Origin of the sequence: Gordonia sp. Z-3, assembly GCF_036233855.1 — a bacterium.
GTDB lineage: Bacteria > Actinomycetota > Actinomycetes > Mycobacteriales > Mycobacteriaceae > Gordonia > Gordonia tangerina.
Genome location: NZ_JAZARS010000007.1, coordinates 1 through 17,056, shown reverse-complemented (window position 1 = coordinate 17,056; position 17,056 = coordinate 1). Strand labels below are relative to the sequence as shown.

The following is a 17,056-nucleotide window of genomic DNA, read 5'->3' as shown; positions in this document are numbered from 1 at the left end:
CCCAAAGAGGAAGTGACCCAACGACAATGACTGCAGCAGTAACCTCCCCCACGGGGGCCGAGACGGGATCGGCCGACGGCCGGGTCGTCCGCATCATCGGCCCCGTCGTCGACGTCGAGTTCCCGCGCGGCTCGATCCCAGATCTGTTCAACGCCCTGCACGCCGAGATCAAGCTCGAAGCGGTGGCCAAGACGCTGACCCTCGAGGTTGCCCAGCACCTCGGTGACAACCTGGTCCGCACCATCTCCATGCAGCCGACCGACGGTCTGGTTCGTGGGGCCGCGGTCAGCGACACCGGCAAGTCGATCGTCGTGCCGGTCGGCGATGTCGTGAAGGGTCACGTCTTCAACGCGCTCGGCGATTGCCTCGACACCCCCGGCCTCGGCCGCGACGGCGAGCAGTGGAGCATCCACCGCAAGCCCCCGGCATTCGACGAGCTCGAGGGCAAGACCGAGATCCTCGAGACCGGCATCAAGGTCATCGACCTGCTGACCCCGTACGTCAAGGGTGGCAAGATCGGCCTGTTCGGCGGCGCGGGCGTGGGTAAGACGGTGCTCATCCAGGAGATGATCACCCGTATCGCACGTGAGTTCTCCGGCACCTCGGTGTTCGCCGGTGTCGGCGAGCGCACCCGTGAAGGCACCGACCTCCACCTCGAGATGGAGGAGATGGGCGTTCTGCAGGACACCGCACTGGTGTTCGGGCAGATGGATGAGCCGCCGGGCACTCGTATGCGCGTGGCGCTGTCGGCGCTGACCATGGCGGAATACTTCCGCGATGTGAAGCACCAGGACGTGCTGCTGTTCATCGACAACATCTTCCGGTTCACCCAGGCCGGTTCGGAGGTCTCCACCCTGCTCGGCCGTATGCCGTCTGCGGTGGGCTACCAGCCGACTCTGGCCGACGAGATGGGTGAATTGCAGGAGCGGATCACCTCGACCAAGGGTCGTTCGATCACCTCGCTGCAGGCCATCTACGTTCCTGCCGACGACTACACCGACCCGGCGCCGGCGACCACCTTCGCCCACCTCGATGCAACCACCGAGCTCTCGCGTCCGATCTCGCAGCTGGGTATCTACCCGGCCGTGGACCCGCTGACCTCGACCTCCCGCATCCTGGAGGCCTCGATCGTCGGTGACGAGCACTTCCGCGTCGCCAACGAGGTCAAGCGAATCCTGCAGAAGTACAAGGAACTGCAGGACATCATCGCCATCCTCGGTATGGACGAGCTCTCCGAAGAGGACAAGGTCACGGTGCAGCGTGCTCGCCGTATCCAGAAGTTCCTCGGCCAGAACTTCCTCGTCGCCGAGAAGTTCACCGGCCAGAAGGGCTCGGTCGTTCCGCTCGCCGACACCATCGAGGCATTCGATCGGGTCTGCAAGGGTGAGTTCGACCACCTGCCCGAGCAGGCGTTCAACAGCTGCGGTGGCCTCGACGACGTGGAGGCAGCCGCCGCCAAGATCAGCGGAAAGTAGCGAACCACCATGGCAGAGAAGTCCTTTCACGTCGAGGTCGTCGCCGCTGACGACAGGCTCTACTCGGGTGAGGCGACCTTCGTGATCGCGCAGACCACTTCTGGTGAGCTCGGTGTGATGGCGAACCACGAGCCGCTGTTGGGCCAGTTGGTGGCCGGCGGTTTCGTGGTGGTCGTCGAGGAGGGCGGCAACCGTCGCACGCTCGCCGTCCAGGGTGGATTCCTGTCGGTCACGGGCGAGGCGGTGACCATCCTCGCCGAGTCGGCGCAGTGGGCCGACGGCATCGATGCCGCTGCCGAGCGCGCGGCCATGGAAGCTGCCGACCCCGGCTCCGACGAGTACAACCGCGCGCATTCCCGGTTGGTCGCGGCCGAACACACCGCCAAGTAGACAGCTCGGCTCAACGGCCGGTCACCGCCAGTTGGCGGTGACCGGCCGTTGTCGTCTTTCCGGATCCGTCTGGCATGCTGGAGGAGGAAAAGACCGCTCGAGTCGCTCGACTCGTTGCCGGTGCGTGACAGCCCGCGCTCTGGCCTCAGCCCCACGTCGGTCGTTTTCGGAGGTTCGCCTGGTGTCGTTGGTAGCGATCTTGCTCGGTGTCCTACTGGTCGCCGCCTTGATCGTGTGTGGCCTGTTGGCGTACCGATTGAGTCAGCTGCGTCGAATGGGCACGCCCGTACTGTTGCGCCCGATCCCGGCCGCCGACGACGAGGGGTGGCGTCACGGCACCGTTCATTACAGTGACGACGCCTTGCGGTATTTCCGGCTCACCGCGCTGCGGCCCGGCCCCACCCGCACGCTGGTGCGGCAATCGATCGAGATCACCGGACGGCGCCGGCCATTCGGTAGTGAGTCCGACATCTTGGAGGGCATGGTGATCGTGGAGTTGGCCGCCGGCGCGGACGCCCACGGTGGAGCCTACGAACTGGCGATGGCGCCCGGGGCGGTTACTGCATTCCAGTCCTGGCTGGAGTCGCGGCAGAACGAGCGGTCCCAGCGACGCCGTACCGCGTGAGCGACCTACGCGACGCGGGGCACTAGATTCAGACCATGGCTGTTCATCTCACCCGCATCTACACACGCACCGGCGACGACGGCACGACTGGTCTCAGCGATTTCTCCCGGGTGGCCAAGACCGACCTGCGAGTCGGCGCGTATGCCGACTGCGATGAGGCCAATGCGGTCATCGGGATGGCGCTGGCTCTGGCCGACCAGGTCCCCGACGAGATCGCCACCGTGCTGGCGACAGTTCAGAACGATCTCTTCGACGCGGGAGCCGACCTGTCGACACCGGTGATCGAGAATCCGCAGTATCCGCCGCTGCGGATCGAACAGAGCTACATCGACGCGCTGGAGAGCTGGTGCGATGAATTCGGTGAGGGGCTGCCCTCGCTGGATTCCTTCATTCTTCCCGGGGGCACGCGACTGAGCGCCCTGCTGCACCATGCGCGAACCGTCGCCCGCCGGGCCGAACGCTCCGCGTGGGCGGCCGTCGACGCCGAACCGGACACCACCAGCGTGCTGCCGGCCCGCTACCTGAATCGACTGTCGGACCTGCTGTTCATCCTGGCGCGCGTCGCGAATCGGCCGCCCGTCGGTGGCGGGGACGTGAAGTGGGTGCCGGGTGGGGATCGTGCGCGGCCCGGGGCGGGTCAGCGGGGCGGCGGTCCGAGCGGAACGAGCGCCGACGAAGGCTAAGGTGGCACCGTGAGTGATCGTTTTCTGGTGTCCGGTGGCGCCCGCCTGTCCGGCGAGGTCTCCGTCGGCGGGGCCAAGAACAGTGTGCTGAAACTGATGGCCGCCTCGTTGCTGGCCGAGGGCACCACCACACTGACGAATTCACCCGAGATTGCCGACGTGCCGCTGATGGCCGACGTGTTGCGGGGGCTCGGTGCGGTGGTGTCGATCGACGGCGACACCGTGGTGATCGATGCGCCTGCCGAACCGAAGTTCCACGCCGATTTCGATGCGGTCAAGCAGTTCCGCGCCTCGGTCTGTGTGCTCGGTCCGCTGATGGCACGATGCCACCGTGCGGTGGTCGCCCTGCCCGGCGGCGACGCCATCGGCTCTCGGCCGTTGGACATGCATCAGGCGGGTCTGCGCGCACTCGGGGCGCACAGCTCCATCGAACACGGCTGTGTGGTGGCCGAAGCGGACACCCTGGTCGGTGCGCCGGTGGCACTGGAGTTCCCATCGGTGGGTGCCACGGAGAACATCCTGATGGCAGCGGTGCTCGCCGAGGGGGTGACCGTCATCGACAACGCTGCGCGCGAGCCGGAGATCGTCGACCTGTGCGTGATGCTGCAGCAGATGGGCGCGCGGATCGACGGAGCCGGCACGTCGACGCTGACCGTGACCGGCGTGGACCGACTCCACCCGACCACCCACCGGGTCGTCGGAGATCGCATCGTCGGTGCGACATGGGGAATCGCCGCGGCGATGACACGCGGCGACGTCACCGTGCGCGGTGTTTCGCCCGACCACCTGCAGCTGGTCCTCACCAAGCTGCGCGACGCCGGGGCCATGGTGGACACGTTCGACGACGGATTCCGGGTGCGCCAGGATCGTCGCCCGACCGCGGTGAACGTGTCGACACTGCCGTTTCCCGGATTCCCGACCGACCTGCAGCCGATGGCGATAGGTATGGCCGCGATTGCCGACGGGATGTCGGTGATCACCGAGAATGTGTTCGAGGCGCGCTTCCGCTTCGTCGAGGAGATGGTGCGACTCGGTGCCGATGCACGCACCGATGGACATCATGCGGTGCTCCGCGGCATCGAGCGATTGTCCAGCGCCCCGGTGTGGTGTTCGGACATCCGGGCCGGTGCGGGTCTGGTACTGGCCGGGCTGGTCGCCGACGGGGTGACCGAGGTGCACGACGTCGAGCACATCGACCGCGGATATCCGCACTTTGTGGAGAACCTGCGCAACCTCGGCGGAGAGATCGAGCGAGTGGGCGAGTGAGGTGACCGCCGACCACGGTCACCGACCGGGCGCCGCGAACGCCCCGTCCCCGCATGCCGCCGATGTGGACATCGCCGCGTGGTCCACCAGGTTCGACCTGCTGTCCGATCCACACCGGCTGGAGATCCTGATCGTGCTGCATCGGCGGCCGGGCATCATCGTGGGCGATCTGGCCGCGGCGGTGGGCCGGACCGAAACGGCTGTCTCGCAGGCTTTGCGGGTGCTTCGACACCAGGGGTGGGTCAGCTCCACCCGGCAGGGCCGTTCGGTGAGCTACCGGCTCGACGACGAAACCGTCCATCAATTGCTGCATTGGATGGGTGCCGGTCACTCGTAGTGCAGGACCCCACCTGACCGATCGGCCAGTCTGTCCACTTAAACATCTGAATAAGTGGACAGATGACGGTGGTGTGCTTACGGTTCGACCATGTTCCCGACGACCTCTTCGTCCACCACGGTGGCGATGCACATGAGTGATGGCATCATCGACGCGCCGACGTCAGCCGTATTTGCGGTGATCGCGGTGGTCGGCCTCGCGCTGTGTGCTTGGCGCGCTCGCGCCGACCTCGATGAGAAGACGGTACCGATGGCAGGTCTGGTCGCCGCGTTCATCTTCGCGGTCCAGATGATCAACTTCCCGATCCTGCCCGGGGTGAGCGGTCATCTGCTTGGTGGGGCGTTGGCCGCGATCCTGGTGGGGCCGTTCACCGGAGCCTTGTGTATCGCCATCGTGCTGATCGTGCAGGCGTTGCTGTTCGCCGATGGCGGGGTCACGGCGCTGGGCGCCAACATCACGAACATGGCGCTGATCTCCACCGTCGTCGGCTACGCGGTGGCAGTCGGGATGATGCGATTGATCGCGCGCCGAACCTGGACGGTCGGTCGTCTGGGAGTGGTGGCCTTTGTCGCCGCCCTGTGTGGAACGCTCGCGGCCGCAACCGGATTCATCGTCGAATACGAGATCGGGGGCGCTGCGACGCAGTCGCTGACCGCTGTGGCCGGCTACATGTGGGGTACGCACGCCCTCATCGGTGTGGGGGAGGGGCTGATCACCGCCGTCACCGTGATGGCAGTCGCCCGCACCCGCCCCGACCTCGTGTACCTCCTGCGGTCCCGACCGCAGACGGTGGCCGCGGACACCACCAGGACGGGAGCGCACGCATGACCACGTCCAACCGCGCACACCGCTTGGGTCGCCGGGCATTCCTGGTGGTCTTTGGCTTGGCGGCGCTCGTCATCGCCGGTGTCGTGTCGTATGCGGCCAGTGCCTCGCCGGACGGGCTCGACTCCACGACATTGCGCGGATGCGAGACGATCGTGGTGAACGGAACCGAGAATCTGACCGGCGACTGTATCGCGCAGCACGCCACCGAACACGCGCTGGCATCATCGCCCCTCGCCGACTACTCGGTCGGTGGAATCGGGTACTCCAACGGCGTCGCAGGCGTCATCGGCGTGCTGGTGACCCTCACCGTTGCGGTTGCCGTGTTCTGGCTGATCGCTCGACGCCGGGCCGACGGTCGCACCGCGACCCGTGGCGTCAGCCGACGCTGAACCGAAGTCAGCACGATGGGCGCCGGCCACGCACACCCGCTGTACCGATCCGCAACATCGGTGGTACATCGGGCACCTGCCGAGGCCAAGTTGGCGGCGTTGGTGGTGTTCGTCTTTGCCGTGGTGGCCACGCCCCGCGAAGTGTTCTGGCCCTACGTGCTCTACGCAGCGATACTGCTGACGATCTGGCGGTTCGCAACGATCCCGCTGAGATGGATTCTGCCGCGCATGCTCATCGAGGCGCCGTTCGTCGTGCTCGCAGTGCTGCTGCCGTTCTCCGAGGGCGGTGAGCGCGTGCACGTCGCGGGTATGTCGCTGTCGGTGGCCGGGCTCTACGCGGCGTGGGGGATTGTCATCAAGGGCACGCTCGGGGTGGCGGCTTCGCTGACGTTCGCGGCGACCACCCCGGCCAGTGCGCTGCCGGTGGCGCTGACGCGCCTCGGCATGCCTGCCACCGTGACGCCGGTGATCGTCATGATGTTGCGGTACGCGGATCTGTTGTCGGCGGAGATCCGCAGGATGCACATCGCTCGGTTGGCGCGCGGTGACTCACCGCGCACTCTGCATCGGGCCGGCGCGATCGCACAGGGTATCGGTGCGCTGTTCCTGCGGTCCTACGAACGTGGCGAACGTGTGCATCTCGCGATGATGTCGCGCGGTTTCAGCGGCGCCATTCCGGAGATGCCCGGCGTCGCCGGGTCGGCGCGTGCCAGCGCGCGTCAGTGGCTCGCGGTGACCACGCCCGCGACCATCGCTGTGATTATCGCCGTGATCTCATGGGGAGCAACATGATACGTCGGAAGTCCACTGCTGGTTCGGAGCCGCTCCCGTCGACCGGTGTGGCGGTCGAGGTCAGCGGCGTCCGATACACCTATCCCGATGGGCATCGGGCTCTGGACGGAGTCGACCTGCGAATCCGCGCAGGCGAGCGGGTCGCTCTGCTCGGGCCGAACGGCGCAGGGAAGACGACCCTGATGCTGCACCTCAACGGGGTGTTGACGCCGACCGAAGGTGTCGTGTCCATCCACGGGCGGATCGTCGACAAGAAATCGGTGCGCGAGGTCCGGCGGCAGGTGGGCGTGGTGTTCCAGGATCCGGACGATCAGCTCTTCATGCCGACCCTCGCCGAGGACGTGGCCTTCGGACCCGCCAATTTCGGCGTCGAGGGGCAGGCGCTGGCCGAACGTGTCGAGGAGGCGCTGGCCGCGGTCGGGATGAGCGAGCAGGCGGGGCGCAGTCCCCATCACCTCTCCGGGGGACAGCGTCGTCGCGGGGCGCTGGCATCGGTGCTGGCATGCCGGCCCGATGTACTGGTCCTCGATGAGCCGTCGGCAAACCTCGATCCCGTCGCGCGCCGCGAACTCGCCGAGACGCTGATCGGACTGGACACGACGATGATCGTGGTGACTCACGACCTGCCCTACGCCGCGCAGCTCTGTGACCGGGCGGTGATCGTCGACGATGGGCGTGTCGTCGCCGATGGCGCCATCCTCGATGTACTGGCCGACGCGGAGACGTTGGCGCGGCACCGTCTCGAGTTGCCCTGGGGATTCGACGTGGTCACCATGCGCGCCCTGTCCAAACGGACAGGGCGCCGGGTGCCGACCGGATAGCACTCCGGCGCCAAGGGCGAGTTTGGACTCCGAGATCTGTTGTCCGCCAGTGTGACGCGCGTAACGTCGCCGGTGTTCACCACCGATGCCGATATCGCGCAGCGCGCGCAGGAGGACAGTCACCATGCAGGTCGACGAGCTACTCAAACCATTCCCCATCAAAGAGTTCCACCCCTTCCCGCGGGCGATGATGGGTCCCGGCGCCCACGAGATGATCGGCCCCGAGGCGCTGAAGCTGGGCTTCAAGCGCACCCTGGTGATGACCACCGGACTGCGGGGCAGCGACACCGTCCACAAGATCGTTGAGTCATGCAAGTACCACGGACTGGAAGTGGTGCTGTTCGATCAGGTGGAGTCCAATCCGAAGGACTACAACGTGATGGATGCGGTGTCGCTCTACAACTCCGAGCAGTGTGACTCCTTCATCTCGATCGGTGGTGGATCGGCCCATGACGCGTGTAAGGGAGCGCGCATCTCGGTGGCGCACGACGGACGAAACATCAACGAGTTCGAAGGCTTCAACAAGAGCGAGAACCCGAAGAACCCGCCGCATATCGCGGTGTCCACGACGGCGGGCACGGGATCGGAGACCTCCTGGGCCTACGTCATCACCGACACCACCACCGACCCGGACAAGCCGCACAAGTATGTGGCGTTCGACGACGCGTCGGTGACCACCCTCGCGATCGACGATCCGGTGCTTTACTACGACTGCCCGGTCGCGTTCACCGCACAGTGCGGGTTCGACGTGCTCGCGCACGCCTCCGAACCGTATGTCTCGCGGTTGAACTTCCCGCCGTCGATGGGTAATGCACTGCATGCGGTGCGATTGACCGCACGACACCTGCGTGAGGCCACGTGGAACCCCACCGAACTCGCCGGCCGCGAGGGCATGATGTACGCGCAGTACATCGCGGCGCAGGCCTTCAATTCGGGCGGCCTGGGCATCATCCACTCGATCAGCCACGCGGTGTCGGCCTTCTACGACACCCACCACGGACTCAACAATGCGATCGCGCTGCCGCGTGTGTGGGCATTCAACATGCCGGTGCTCTACGAGCGTTTTGCCGATCTCGCCGAGGCGATGGGCGTCGACACGCACGGTATGACCAAGGTTCAGGCTGCTGATCAGGCGCTCAATGCGGCGATCCGGTTGCTGCGCGATGTGGGTATCCCGGAGAAGTTCACCGACGTGACGCAGGACTCGCACATCAAGAACCGGCTCGGTCAGGGCCCGACCAAGTTCTACGAGAACCGCAAGGAGATCTCGGGTGCGCCGGAGTCCATCGACGCGATCACCAACCACGTGCTCGGCGACGCCTGCACTCCGGGTAACCCGAAGGAGTGCACGTTCGAAACCGTGCGACCTGTCGTCGATCACGCCTTCAACGGCGACCTCGATGACCTGATCTCGTAGGGGCGCCACTCCTACGACGCAGACGGGTGGCGAATCCACTGCCCCCGACCAGGTTTCGCCACCCGTCTGCATTCACCACCCCAATTTCGATCACCGTGACCCGCCCACAGAACCGGAGACACCGATGTCCGTGCAGTTCGCCGACGAGCCCGACGAGTTCGGACCGACGAGCCCCGATCCCGCCCGGTCCATGAGTGGCTCGCGTGGCACCGGTGGGGAACGGCCACCCCGATCTGGGGGTGGCACGGATGACGGGGGATCCTCCCGATCTCTGAGGAGCCCGCGAACAACGAGCGGGCGTCACGAAGGGTCGCCCCCCTTCACCGACGTCGCCGACGTGATCGAGAAATTCGCCGCAGCAGGCTATCTCGCCGATCAGCGCCTCGCGACGACGGTCTTCTTGCAGAGCCGGCTGGACAAGCCGATCCTGCTCGAGGGGCCTGCGGGAGTCGGCAAGACCGAACTCGCCAAGACACTGGCAGAGGTCACCGGACGCCACCTGTTGCGCCTGCAGTGCTACGAGGGTCAGGACGAGACGACCGCGCTCTACGAATGGGATTACGGCAAGCAACTGCTCTACACACAAGTGCTGCGCGAGAAGATCAGCCAGGTCGTCGAGGATGCCGCGACACTCACCGAAGCGGTCGACCGGATCGGTGCCGAGGAAAGCGTGTTCTTCTCCGAACGCTTCCTCGCACCGCGGCCGTTGCTGGAAGCCGTGCGCTCCGAGCGGCCAGTGGTACTGCTCGTCGACGAGGTCGATCGTGCCGACGAGGCGCTCGAGGCGGTCTTGCTGGAATTGCTCGCCGAGTATCAGGTCTCCGTCCCGGAGATCGGTACCTTCGTGGCCACCCACCAGCCGATGATCGTGTTGACATCCAACAACACCCGCGATCTGTCGGCCGCGCTCAAACGCCGCTGCCTGCACCTGTCGCTGGACTACCCCGATGCCGGCCGTGAACTGGAGATCATCAAGTCCAAGGACACCGGATTGTCGGAGGCGTTGGCCGCACAGCTCGTGCAGATCGTGCGCGGGCTGCGCGAGCTGGATCTGCGCAAGGCGCCGAGCATCTCCGAGGCCATCGACTGGGCGCGGACCCTCGCGGTACTCGGTGCCGACGACCTCACCGCCGAGATCCTCTCCGACACCGCCAATGTCGTGGTCAAATACGACCGGGACCTGACTCGTGCGATCGATGCCATGCCCAGGTTGGTCGATCCGAATGCCGAAGTGCCCGAACACCTGCACGGTCATGATCACGGCCATTCGCACGGTCACGATCACGGCCACCCGCACGACCACGGGCATTCCCACGATCATGACCATTCGCCCGGGCACGAGACGAACTCGGGGCCGGCTCGGCGAGCCGCCAAAGATCTGCCCGGGCGTCATGGGCAGGACTACTACGGATCGCCGGGTGCCCGCAGCGACGCCGGTACCAAAGGCGGTGTGAGTCCGGGCCAGGGGAGCCGGTCGTTCCAGCGACGAGGCGGCACCGGCAAGCGGCCGTTCTGAGGCGAGCAGGATGGAAGGGGCGCTGCACCGGTTCGTCCGGTTGCTACGACTACACGGGATACGGATCGGTGTATCCGAGGCGATGGATGCCATGCGAGCCACCGCGACGGCGGAAGTCCTCGCCGATCGTGAGCTGCTGCGATCGGCACTAGAGGTATGTCTGATCAAGGACCGCCGTGACGAGGACACCTTCAACGAGGTATTCGACCGGTTCTTCGGCTTGCGGCCGGTGGTCGACCGCGACGACGGACATGGTCACTCGCACAGCCACGACGATCTCAGTGACACCGGCGAACTCGAGGAGTACACACTGTCCGAGGACGTCAGCGAGACTCCGCAGCAGGGACACAGTCACGGACCGCCGTCCAACATCCGGCAGTACTTCGACCCGGAGGATCTCGCCGAGCAGTACAACCTGCACCAGGAGGCCAACAAACTCGACATGGCCTCGCTGACGGACGAGATCGTGCTCTCGGCCGACGAGGTCCCGAACTCGGAGGCCGCTGCGCGGGTGCAGCTCACCGTGTCCCGCCTGCACAACCCGGGCCGTCCGGGTGATCTCGTCGCCGGTACGCCGACCGAGCTCGACACCGAACTCTCGGTTGCGCAGGAGATGGCGCTGCTCGAATGGCTCGACACCGACGAGTCTGCAAGTGGACAGCCAGATGCCGAGGAGTTGGCGGCGCTACGGCGCGCGCTGGCCGGCCTGCTCGACGGTCTGCCGGAGAAGTTGCGAGATCACCTCGAGCAATTGATGGCCACCGACCACGAACTGGAGAGCCGCGAGATCAAGGCCTCGGTGCGTGAGGTGATCCACGAGCAGGACCGGGCGAGCCTCGAGGAATCGATCCGCCGCCTGATCCGCAGTCTGCACGGAGCTCCGCGTGCCCGCCGCAAACTCGCTGCGCGGGGCACCGTCGACGGCGCTCGCACCATGCGCGCGAACCTGCGCTACGACGGGGTGCCGTTTCGTCCCGTCACGGTCGCCAAGGTCACCGATCGTCCCAGCCTGCTGGTCCTGGCCGACGTGTCATTGTCGGTGCGTGCGGCGGCCCGGTTCACCTTGCAGCTCGTACACGGGCTGCAGAGCATGGTCGCCCACGTGCGGTCCTTTGCCTTCGTCGCCGACCTCGTCGAGATCACCGACCTGTTCGCCGAGCACCCTGCCGAGGAGGCGTTGTCGCTCGTGGTCTCGGGGCTGCCCGCCGGCGGGGTGCTCGACACCGACGCCGACTCCGACTACGGACACGCGTTGGAGACCTTTCTCGAGGAGTTCGGCGGCGCGGTCAACCGCCGTACCACCGTCATCGTCCTCGGGGACGGCCGAACCAACGGCCGGGACCCCAACCTCGCGGCATTCGAGGAGATCACGCGGCGGGCTCGGGAGACGATCTGGATCACGCCCGAGCCGAGCTATTCCTGGGGTCTGGGATCGTGCGACCTACCCGCCTACGCGACGATGTGCGACCGGGTCCATGTTGTCCACGATCTGTCCGAGTTGGAGCAGGTGTCGGTCGATGCGATCGGGCCAGTACACCGGTGATCGTCCGCGTAGGATCGCGAACAGGCAACCGGCGCTGGGACGGGTGAGGTGACGTGGCAACCGAGGCGGGCGCGACGATGATCCGCACCGGTGTGCGGGTCGCGAAATTCCACACCCCGGAGATCATCATCGGGCACGGGTCGTTGGCCGAGGTGCCGCGTGCGGCCGAGGGCCTGGGTGTGCGGCGACTGATGGTCGTTTCCGACCTGCCGTTGATGGCGACCCCGTGGTATTCGGAGCTGTGTGATCGCCTGCGCTCGTCGGGGCTGCAGGTGTACTCGTTCACCGGGGTGTCGCCGAATCCGCGCGCCCCCGAGGTGTCCGCCGCGCTCGAGCACTACGAATCGGCCCGCTGTGAGGGCATCGTCGCGCTCGGCGGTGGATCGGTCATCGATGCCGCCAAAGGCGTCGCGGTACTCGCCGCGAACGGCGGACACATTCTGGAATACGAGGGCATTGATCGGGCCCGCCGTCCGTTGCCGCCGTTGGTCGCCGCGCCCACCACGGCCGGCAGCGGTTCGGATGTCTCGCAGTTCTGCATCATCAATGACGTCGACCGCCGCACCAAGGTCACCATCATCGGCCGCGGTCTGGTTCCCGACGTCTCGGTCATCGACCCGAGGGTGCTGGCGACACTTCCCCCGGAGGTCGTCGCGCAATCGGGGATGGACGCCATCACCCACTGCATCGAAGCCTATGCGTCGATCGCCCACAACCGACTCACCGACATCGCGGCCCGCTCGGCCATCGGTACGGCCTGGTCCAGCCTGGAGCGGCTGGTGGACGACCCGGGTGACGCACAGGCGGGACTGGACATGGCCTACGCCGCCCTCGAAGCCGGCATGGCGTTCACCAATGCGATCCTCGGTGCGACCCACGCGATGAGCCACCCGGTGGGTGGCCTGTGCGATGCGCCGCATGGTGCGATCAACGCGGTGCTGCTGCCGCATGTCATCAGGTTCAATGCCGAGACCGACCCGCAGCCCTATGTCGAACTGGCAGAAGCGGTGGGTGTTGCCGCCGCGTCGTCGGCCCATGCGACTGCCGAACGATTCGCGGCGCGTGTTGCAGACCTCTCCACTCGCGTCGGCCTGCCCGGATCGTTGACACCGCTCGGGGTTCGCCGCGCGGATCTGGCGGTGCTCACCGCCCACGCACTGGCCGACGCCTGCATGACCACCAATCCTCGTCAACCGACTGCAGACGACGTACGCCGGCTGTATCAGGAGGCGTTGTGACGGCCGGGCACCGCGCCCCGGCGGGACCCGGCGATCCGGTGATCGACGCGCCTCCCGACCACGACGTCGTCGGTGGTACCGACGACCGGCTGGAGTCCCTTGTCGGATTGCATTCGGTCAAGGGGTCCCACTATGCGCAGTTCCGTGGAGTGGAACAGAGGTTGTCGCGTGTCGTCGACGCTCTGGACCGGATATCGCGGGCACTTGTGCAGACCGCCGAGGGGCCCGAGAACCTGGTGCTGTCGGTGGTGCGAGCCGCCCAAGAGCATCTGGGCGCGGAGTGGGTGGTGTTCGCGCTGTGCGATGGGGAGCTCGATCGCACGGGACCACGGCATCTGATGATGACCCAGGACGGCACCATTCTCGCCTTCGAGGGCGTTCAGATGGCGCGGGCGCCGAGGCATCTGCCCGCCGACGTGCTCAACCGACTCAACGACATCCTGCGCAATCAGATGGATCGTCTGACACGTCCGGTGGTCGACGATCATCACCTGCATGTGCCGGTACATCTCGACGGCCGAGTGGTCGGCGGGTTGTCGGCATGGACGCCGTCCCACACGCCAGTGGACTCCTCGGATCTCGTCGTCATGCGGATTCTGGCCCGTCAGGCAGCTGTCGCGCTGCTGAACGCCGCGCTGCTCGAAGAGAGCCGCCATCAGCTGACCCGGGCCGAACACGCGTACGCGCAGGCTTCCGAACAGGCTCGTGATCTCGCGGCGCGCAACCTGGAACTCGAGCGCACACAGCGCGAACTGTCCGCCGCCATGCGACAACGTCTCGTGGTGGAGGAGCGCGAGCGGATCGCGCGAGAGCTGCACGACTCGGTCACCCAGTCGGTGCTGTCAGCGGGCATGCAGATCGAGGTGTGCCGGATCGATGCCGAACCGCGCACCGCGGAGCGACTCGAGGTCGCCGGACGACTTACGCGCGATGCGGTCGAGCAGCTTCGCTCGGTGATCTATGCCCTCAACCAGTCGCCGACGGTCAGCGAGTTGAGCCTCGGCGAGGTTCTCGACGGGCTGTGTTCGATGCACATGCCGGCCGACCTGGAAACCGAGGTACGTGTGGTGGGGAGACCACGAGACCTGCCCGACGAGGTTCAACACGCCATTCTTCGGATCGCCGGGGAGGCGCTGTTCAACACCGCGGTGCACGCCGAGGCGTCCGCGGCCCGCCTGACCCTCTCGTACGGCGACCGCCTGATCTCGCTGAGCGTCGACGACGACGGCGACGGGGACCCGGCGCACATGCGCAAGGTGTTGCGCGCCGCAACGCTCGGCGACCTGGCCGGGCGGCATCGCGGTCTGGCCAATATGGCCACCAGGGCAACCGAGCTCGGCGGTGGCCTGCGAATCCGGCGATCACGCCTCGGCGGTGTGCGCATCGGCGTCGAGATCCCGGTGACCGGGGCCACGGGTTCGGGGACGAGGGAGGCAACATGACAGCACCCGAGACCACGGCGGTCCGCACGATGCTGGTGGACGACCATGCCCTGCTGCGAGAGGGCATCCGATCGCTGCTCGACCGGGAGTCGTCGATCGCCGTGGTCGGCGAGGCGGACTCGTATGAGAATGCACTTGCCGAGGTGACCCGCTGTCGTCCCGACGTGGTCGTGGTCGACCTCAAGCTGACCGCCGGCACGGAGTACGAGGGCCTACGGCTGATCGGCGAGATCGCGCAGCGTCATCCCGGTGTGGCCGCACTGGTGTTGACCACATTCCTCGACGACGACCTCGTGGTCCGCGCGGTCAAGGCCGGAGCCCGCGGATACGTCGTGAAGGACGTCGACACCACCGAACTCGTGCGTGCGATCCAGGCGGTGTCGGGGGGTGGCAGCGCCTTCGATCCGCGCAGCGCCGCGATCGTGCTGCGGACGGTGTCCGGTGAGGGAGGCGTGTCGGAGGGTCTGACCGAGCGTGAGCGGGAGGTGCTGCGCCTGCTCGCCGACGGATTGTCGAACAAACGCATCGGGCAGACGCTCTACATCTCGGAGTCGACGGTCAAGTTCCACATCCGCAACATCATCCGCAAATTGGGAGTCTCCAAACGCACCGACGCCGTGTACATCGCCAGCAAACGAGGACTGATCTGATCACCGGACGTTCTGCTGCGGGGTGAGGACCATCCAGCCGCCGTGATCGTCGAAGAACTCGGCGGTCGCAGGCTCCACGAGCTCGGCCCAACGACGCAGGTGGGCTGAAGTCAATCGCAACAGATGACCGAAGTGCTCACTGGGGCGGTCTTCGTAGGGCACGGCGACAACGACGCGTCGCCGCGCCACCCGCAACGCCTCGGACAACGCACGACGAGCCGAGCGATCGTCGAGGTGTTCGAGCAGGTGGATCAACGTCACCGTGTCGACCGAGTCGGCACCGAACGGGAGCGCGGTCGCGTCGCCGACCACCGCCGACACTTCGTCGCCACGTCGGCGCGCGGCCGACCTCAGCAGCGCGGTGGCACCGGGGGAGATGTCACAGGCGTGTACCCGTCGGCCGTCGCCGGCGTACTGCAGTGCGAGGAAACCGAAACACGAACCGACCTCCAGAACGCTGTCGCCGATCACCAGAGACCGGGCCCGTAGGTGAATCGGGGCGAAAGGCGAGCGTCCGTCGGACAGTTCGACAAGAGAGTTGTCGTAGAACGCCGCCCACGCGCGGTCATCATCGGGCGCAGAGGTTCGGATCACACCCAGCGCGGCCTGCTCGAAAGCATGCCTACTGGCGAGGACCCCGTGGTTCACGAGATGAAGCAGTCCGTCCACCATCGTTGCGTCGCTGATCGACGACGCGTCCAGCCGGTGGATGATCTCGACCCGGTCGATGCCCGGACGCCAGGCAAACGGACCGCAACTGACGAAGCCGGCGGGGACACTCAGGGTGCGACGCACCGCAACGCGAGTCGGCGGCGGGTCGACACAAACGAGCGATGTCATGCCTTCACGCTATGAACGGTGTCGACCTGCGGGAACTGCCCATCGAGGTCCGGTGACTGTCCAAAAGGACGGGATCAATGGCGCAGATCACACACAGGTTCGCACGCCTCAGGCGGGGAAGTGGGCAGTTATCGTGGCCGGACGCAGGACTATGACCTGCGATGATGCTGCGGAGCCACGCTGCTGACCAGGCGATTTGGATATGGCCGCGAGAGTGCGTAACTTTCTTCGAGTCAGCGCGCCACGGCGCCGCCCCGGACGCCCCGAGAGGGGAAACGGGGAAGGGAAACCGGGTTCTGCACTGACCGCCCCCGAGAAATCGACCGGGTCGCTTGATGCGCCAGGTTTGACATCTCGGACTGCCAGACACTCCCGATCGGACCACGACCGAGAGTTGCGGGCCGCGAAGAGCGTCTGGTAGGTTGGAAGAGTTGCGCCGGAGACGGGCAGCGAATCCAAATTGAACGAAAGCTCGCAGGTGAGCGCCCTTTCACGGGGTGGTGCTGGTGGGTGTGTGTTCTTTGAGAACTCGATAGTGTGTTGATGGATTGTCTGATGCCATTTGTTTGGCATCGTGTGTCCAAGTGTTTTTGGATATGGATGATTTTTGTTTTTGTGGCATCTGCCCTGTGGGGTGGGTGTTGCTAGTTTTTGTTTGGTCAGGTTTTTGTCTCTCTGGCTGAGATTGTGTTGAAGATGCCGGCTGTTGCTGGTTGTTTTCGATAGGTTTTCATGGAGAGTTTGATCCTGGCTCAGGACGAACGCTGGCGGCGTGCTTAACACATGCAAGTCGAACGGAAAGGC

The 17,056-nt window shown here is 66.0% G+C and carries 17 protein-coding genes and 1 rRNA gene; 17 read left to right on the top strand and 1 reads right to left on the bottom strand.

Annotated elements, in window-relative coordinates; translation table 11 throughout:
• The first annotated feature begins 26 nt into the window (after positions 1 to 26).
• The 16 genes from atpD to VX037_RS09480 all read left to right on the top strand — a co-directional run bounded on the left by atpD (position 27) and on the right by VX037_RS09480 (position 15,412).
• Positions 27 to 1,475, top strand: coding sequence for a F0F1 ATP synthase subunit beta (gene atpD / locus VX037_RS09555; RefSeq protein ID WP_235723777.1), 1,449 nt, complete (start codon positions 27 to 29; stop codon positions 1,473 to 1,475).
• A 9-nt stretch (positions 1,476 to 1,484) separates the two neighbouring features.
• A complete protein-coding gene (locus VX037_RS09550; protein ID WP_235723776.1) occupies positions 1,485 to 1,865 on the top strand; it encodes a F0F1 ATP synthase subunit epsilon in 381 nt (126 codons plus the stop codon).
• Between the two features lie 181 nt (positions 1,866 to 2,046).
• Complete coding sequence (locus VX037_RS09545; RefSeq protein ID WP_235723775.1) at positions 2,047 to 2,490, top strand: DUF2550 domain-containing protein; 444 nt, start codon at positions 2,047 to 2,049, stop codon at positions 2,488 to 2,490.
• 35 nt (positions 2,491 to 2,525) lie between these two features.
• Entirely contained in the window at positions 2,526 to 3,173 is a 648-nt protein-coding gene (locus tag VX037_RS09540) for a cob(I)yrinic acid a,c-diamide adenosyltransferase (RefSeq protein ID WP_235723774.1), read from the top strand.
• Between the two features lie 9 nt (positions 3,174 to 3,182).
• The gene (gene murA, locus VX037_RS09535) at positions 3,183 to 4,439 is read left to right on the top strand and encodes a UDP-N-acetylglucosamine 1-carboxyvinyltransferase (RefSeq protein WP_235723773.1); all 1,257 of its coding nucleotides are present in this window, start codon (positions 3,183 to 3,185) and stop codon (positions 4,437 to 4,439) included.
• A gap of 1 nt (position 4,440) precedes the next feature.
• Positions 4,441 to 4,776, top strand: coding sequence for an ArsR/SmtB family transcription factor (locus VX037_RS09530; protein ID WP_235723772.1), 336 nt, complete (start codon positions 4,441 to 4,443; stop codon positions 4,774 to 4,776).
• Between the two features lie 90 nt (positions 4,777 to 4,866).
• Positions 4,867 to 5,604, top strand: coding sequence for an energy-coupling factor ABC transporter permease (locus VX037_RS09525; RefSeq protein WP_235723771.1), 738 nt, complete (start codon positions 4,867 to 4,869; stop codon positions 5,602 to 5,604).
• Positions 5,601 to 5,993 (top strand): PDGLE domain-containing protein, encoded by a 393-nt coding sequence (locus VX037_RS09520; RefSeq protein ID WP_235723770.1) that lies wholly within the window; start codon positions 5,601 to 5,603, stop codon positions 5,991 to 5,993. The genes VX037_RS09525 and VX037_RS09520 overlap by 4 nt, the downstream gene beginning before the upstream one ends.
• Before the next feature lie 15 nt (positions 5,994 to 6,008).
• A complete protein-coding gene (cbiQ, locus tag VX037_RS09515; RefSeq protein WP_235723769.1) occupies positions 6,009 to 6,785 on the top strand; it encodes a cobalt ECF transporter T component CbiQ in 777 nt (258 codons plus the stop codon).
• The gene (locus tag VX037_RS09510; RefSeq protein ID WP_328714075.1) at positions 6,782 to 7,606 is read left to right on the top strand and encodes an energy-coupling factor ABC transporter ATP-binding protein; all 825 of its coding nucleotides are present in this window, start codon (positions 6,782 to 6,784) and stop codon (positions 7,604 to 7,606) included. The genes cbiQ and VX037_RS09510 overlap by 4 nt, the downstream gene beginning before the upstream one ends.
• Positions 7,607 to 7,730: 124 nt before the next feature.
• Positions 7,731 to 9,023 carry an NDMA-dependent methanol dehydrogenase gene (mdo, locus tag VX037_RS09505; protein WP_235723767.1) on the top strand — a complete coding sequence of 431 codons (1,293 nt, stop codon included), beginning with the start codon at positions 7,731 to 7,733 and terminating at the stop codon, positions 9,021 to 9,023.
• Between the two features lie 271 nt (positions 9,024 to 9,294).
• Complete coding sequence (locus VX037_RS09500; RefSeq protein ID WP_442903655.1) at positions 9,295 to 10,539, top strand: AAA family ATPase; 1,245 nt, start codon at positions 9,295 to 9,297, stop codon at positions 10,537 to 10,539.
• A gap of 10 nt (positions 10,540 to 10,549) precedes the next feature.
• Positions 10,550 to 12,082: a VWA domain-containing protein gene (locus VX037_RS09495; protein ID WP_328714072.1), complete on the top strand. Its 1,533-nt coding sequence runs from the start codon at positions 10,550 to 10,552 to the stop codon at positions 12,080 to 12,082.
• Between the two features lie 77 nt (positions 12,083 to 12,159).
• Positions 12,160 to 13,320: an iron-containing alcohol dehydrogenase gene (locus VX037_RS09490; RefSeq protein WP_328714157.1), complete on the top strand. Its 1,161-nt coding sequence runs from the start codon at positions 12,160 to 12,162 to the stop codon at positions 13,318 to 13,320.
• Between the two features lie 38 nt (positions 13,321 to 13,358).
• The gene (locus VX037_RS09485) at positions 13,359 to 14,762 is read left to right on the top strand and encodes a MadS family sensor histidine kinase (protein WP_328714155.1); all 1,404 of its coding nucleotides are present in this window, start codon (positions 13,359 to 13,361) and stop codon (positions 14,760 to 14,762) included.
• Entirely contained in the window at positions 14,759 to 15,412 is a 654-nt protein-coding gene (locus tag VX037_RS09480) for a MadR family response regulator transcription factor (RefSeq protein ID WP_235723764.1), read from the top strand. Before VX037_RS09485 ends, VX037_RS09480 begins: the two co-directional genes overlap by 4 nt.
• On the opposite strand, the gene mftM is transcribed toward VX037_RS09480, so the two are convergent.
• On the bottom strand, positions 15,413 to 16,252 hold the full coding sequence (mftM, locus tag VX037_RS09475) for a mycofactocin oligosaccharide methyltransferase MftM (protein ID WP_328714070.1): 840 nt from the start codon (positions 16,250 to 16,252) through the stop codon (positions 15,413 to 15,415). It abuts the gene before it with no gap.
• 729 nt (positions 16,253 to 16,981) lie between these two features.
• Here mftM and VX037_RS09470 point away from each other — a divergent pair.
• Positions 16,982 to 17,056: ribosomal RNA gene (locus VX037_RS09470) — 16S ribosomal RNA — on the top strand; the annotation flags it as partial.

Bases quoted from the DNA above. Each gene is read 5' to 3' on its own strand.
- atpD (WP_235723777.1), top strand. From the start codon at position 27: ATGACTGCAGCAGTAACCTCCCCCACGGGGGCCGAGACGGGATCGGCC.
- VX037_RS09550 (WP_235723776.1), top strand. From the start codon at position 1,485: ATGGCAGAGAAGTCCTTTCACGTCGAGGTCGTCGCCGCTGACGACAGG.
- VX037_RS09540 (WP_235723774.1), top strand. From the start codon at position 2,526: ATGGCTGTTCATCTCACCCGCATCTACACACGCACCGGCGACGACGGC.
- VX037_RS09525 (WP_235723771.1), top strand. From the start codon at position 4,867: ATGTTCCCGACGACCTCTTCGTCCACCACGGTGGCGATGCACATGAGT.
- VX037_RS09520 (WP_235723770.1), top strand. From the start codon at position 5,601: ATGACCACGTCCAACCGCGCACACCGCTTGGGTCGCCGGGCATTCCTG.
- cbiQ (WP_235723769.1), top strand. From the start codon at position 6,009: ATGGGCGCCGGCCACGCACACCCGCTGTACCGATCCGCAACATCGGTG.
- VX037_RS09510 (WP_328714075.1), top strand. From the start codon at position 6,782: ATGATACGTCGGAAGTCCACTGCTGGTTCGGAGCCGCTCCCGTCGACC.
- mdo (WP_235723767.1), top strand. From the start codon at position 7,731: ATGCAGGTCGACGAGCTACTCAAACCATTCCCCATCAAAGAGTTCCAC.
- VX037_RS09495 (WP_328714072.1), top strand. From the start codon at position 10,550: ATGGAAGGGGCGCTGCACCGGTTCGTCCGGTTGCTACGACTACACGGG.
- VX037_RS09490 (WP_328714157.1), top strand. From the start codon at position 12,160: ATGATCCGCACCGGTGTGCGGGTCGCGAAATTCCACACCCCGGAGATC.
- VX037_RS09480 (WP_235723764.1), top strand. From the start codon at position 14,759: ATGACAGCACCCGAGACCACGGCGGTCCGCACGATGCTGGTGGACGAC.
- mftM (WP_328714070.1), bottom strand. From the start codon at position 16,252: ATGACATCGCTCGTTTGTGTCGACCCGCCGCCGACTCGCGTTGCGGTG.